The sequence below is a fragment of the Frankia sp. CcWB3 genome, assembly GCF_977927595.1.
On the sequence record NZ_CDWRCK010000397.1, the window covers coordinates 1 to 2589 of the forward strand.

A 2589-nucleotide genomic window follows, 5' to 3' on the forward strand; every position below is an offset into this window, starting at 1 on the left:
CCGCAGGCGCTGGCGCGCGGGCCCCGGCGCGGGACGGCCCGCCTGACCCAGACCACGCGCCGCCCCGCCGGTGGCTCCAGGCGCCGGTCGAGCGGCGAGCCTGGGCGAGGCCGGACGAGTGCCGGCGCCCGGGCGAGGATCGGAGGGGGGCTGTCGGAGCTCGGCGGAACGCGGCAGCAGGGCCGGTACTGTCACCGTGAACGCCCCGGGACGCCTGGCCGGGTCGAGACACGGGTGGGGCCCCGCCTGTCCGGCGCAGGACGGAACTGGGAGCGATGGGCCTGTGGGGACCACTGGGGCTGTTGGGGCGAACCCGGGGAGGACGCGGGCACCGCGGCCGGACCGCCCAGGCTGAGCAGCCAGACCGCGAGGCCGCCAGGAAGATCCGGGCCATCGAGGGCGACCAGCCGTGCCTTGACTATCCGCAGGGCCGCCACCTCCCGCTGGCACTCCCCGCAGCAGGCAAGATGCGCGAGCGCGCGGTCGCGAGCGTCATGATCGAGCTGATGGTCGATGAGAGGCGAGATCCGATCGCCGAGATGCTCGGTCACGCCCGCCGCTCCCGCGGAGCACCACCCTTGCTCCCGGCGGCGACGGGCCCATGCCGTCCCCCGCTTCTGAGCCGCCCGTCGTCGCCTCGGCCCCGATGCGGTCTGGTCGTGCCCGGCGGCGCCGCGTCCGCCTCGGCGAGCTCCGCCGCCGGCCCGACGGCGGGCTCCGCGGCGAGAAGGGCGTCGTCCGAGACCGCCACGGCGGCGGACAACGCGGCACCGTCACCGGTACGTGGCGCGCGATCGGCCAGCGCCGCGCGCAACATCGCCCGACCGCGCGAGATCCGGCTGCGCACTGTGCCCAGTTTCACGCCCAGCGTCTGAGCGATCTCTTCGTAGGAGAGCTGCTCGATGTCGCATAGCACGACGGCGGCCCGGAAGTCGGGCGGCAGAGCGGCGAGCGCGGCCTCGACGTCCGCGTCGAGATGAGCCTCGGCGTAGACCGCCTCCGGGCTCGCCTCGCGGCCGGCCAGCCGCTCGGTGTCCTCGGGCAGCGCATCGAACCGGATCTTCTGCTGGCGACGCATGCGATCGAGGAAGAGGTTGGTGGTGATCCGGTGCAGCCACCCCTCGAAGGTGCCGGGGGTGTAGTCCGCCAACGACCGGAACACCCGAACGAACACGTCCTGCGTCAGGTCCTCGGCGTCGTGGGCGTTACCGGTGAGGCGGTAGGCGAGGCGGTAGACCCGGTTGCCGTGCTCACGGACCACGTCTTCCCAGGAAGGAGGAACCCAACCAGGAGCTTCTGCGGTGGCGGCGACGCCGGCGGCGTCCGAGCCCGCCCCGGGGTCCTGAGCAGCCACGGCCGCCTCTCGGTCGGTTCGCGTCAAACGTACCCGACGAGCCGGCCAGGGAGCGGCGAATCCCGCTGCGGACACCGACGTTTCTCCCCTCGATCCTCGACACGATGCGCGTTGACCAGATGAACGCGCGTCCCTGGTCTCCCGTTCCCGTAGGCTGCGGAAGTCATGCCGGACACTGACATCGGCGAGCTCGAGTCCGCCGCCGCCTATGCAGAGGGCTTCCTGCTGGAAGACCCGATCCTTCGCGCTGCCCGCGCCCGAGCCGAGGAGGTCGGGATCGTCCCGGTCAGCCCGGGTACCGGCGCGGTCCTGCGCTTCCTCGCCGCCGCCGTGGGCGCCCGCGCGGTGGTCGAGATCGGCACGGGTACCGGGGTCTCCGGTACCTGGCTGTTGCGCGGGATGCGGCCCGACGGGACCCTGACCACCATCGACGTCGAGGCCGAGCACCTTCGGCTGGCTCGGCGCACCTACGCCGACGCGGGGATGACCCCGGGGCGCAGCCGGCTGATCACCGGCCGCGCCCTCGACGTTCTCCCCCGCCTGACCGACGGCGCCTATGACCTCGTGTTCTGTGACGCGGACCGGCGTGAGGGCACCGAGTACCTCACCCAGGCCCTGCGGCTGCTGCGGCCGGGCGGCGTGGTGGCGTTCGCCAGCGTGCTGGCCCTGGCTCAAGGCCAGGCCACCGGCCCCGAGGCGGTGGCGGTCCGCGAACTCGCCACGGCTGTACGTGACGATGTGCGGCTCACCCAGATGCTCCTCACCACCGGCGGTGGCCTCCTGGTCGCCGTGGTCGCCAAGTCCTCCCCGGTCGGCTGAGCAGACACCCCGGCCGGCTGGCCAGGCACCCCGGTCGGGGTGACCGGTCCGCGGTAACACGATCGGGGCCAGCTGATCGTGCCGGTACCCGGTGGCTCCTCGGTGGACGCGTAAGGTGCGCTTAAGCGTGACATTCCTACGCCTTGGGGAGTAAATGGCACCGGCCGCACAGGAGTACCGGCGCTATGACGTCTACGACGGCGACCACGGCAACTACGGCGACTTCGACGCCTATGACAGCCGGGCCAGGGACGCCTATGACAGCCGCGCCGAGCCGCCGCCCGCCCCACGTGAGAGCCTGCTGCCCTACATCACGTTCGTCCTCGTCGTGGCGGTCCTGGCCGGGATTGCCGGTTACACGCTGAACCGCCTGGTGGGGCCGGCGCACGGCGCGCGCTCCGCCCACCCGGCCGTAC

General features: G+C 72.9%; 3 protein-coding genes and 1 pseudogene. 2 read left to right on the top strand and 2 right to left on the bottom strand.

Annotation, left to right across the window (positions count from 1 at the left end; all coding sequences use genetic code 11):
• Nucleotides 1-191: 191 nt before the first annotated feature.
• Both ACY5KJ_RS19655 and sigE read right to left on the bottom strand, forming a co-directional pair.
• The gene (locus tag ACY5KJ_RS19655; RefSeq protein WP_462204061.1) at nucleotides 192-551 is read right to left on the bottom strand and encodes an anti-sigma factor family protein; all 360 of its coding nucleotides are present in this window, start codon (nucleotides 549-551) and stop codon (nucleotides 192-194) included.
• Nucleotides 548-1354 (bottom strand): RNA polymerase sigma factor SigE, encoded by an 807-nt coding sequence (sigE, locus tag ACY5KJ_RS19660; RefSeq protein WP_462188599.1) that lies wholly within the window; start codon nucleotides 1352-1354, stop codon nucleotides 548-550. Before sigE ends, ACY5KJ_RS19655 begins: the two co-directional genes overlap by 4 nt.
• Nucleotides 1355-1519: 165 nt before the next feature.
• Here sigE and ACY5KJ_RS19665 point away from each other — a divergent pair, with 165 nt between their 5' ends.
• The gene (locus ACY5KJ_RS19665; RefSeq protein WP_011438208.1) at nucleotides 1520-2173 is read left to right on the top strand and encodes an O-methyltransferase; all 654 of its coding nucleotides are present in this window, start codon (nucleotides 1520-1522) and stop codon (nucleotides 2171-2173) included.
• 154 nt (nucleotides 2174-2327) lie between these two features.
• Nucleotides 2328-2589: pseudogene (locus tag ACY5KJ_RS19670) on the top strand (hypothetical protein); the annotation flags it as partial.

What these genes read in the sequence shown, in the direction of transcription:
- ACY5KJ_RS19665 (WP_011438208.1), top strand. Translation starts at nt 1,520, where the DNA reads ATGCCGGACACTGACATCGGCGAGCTCGAGTCCGCCGCCGCCTATGCA.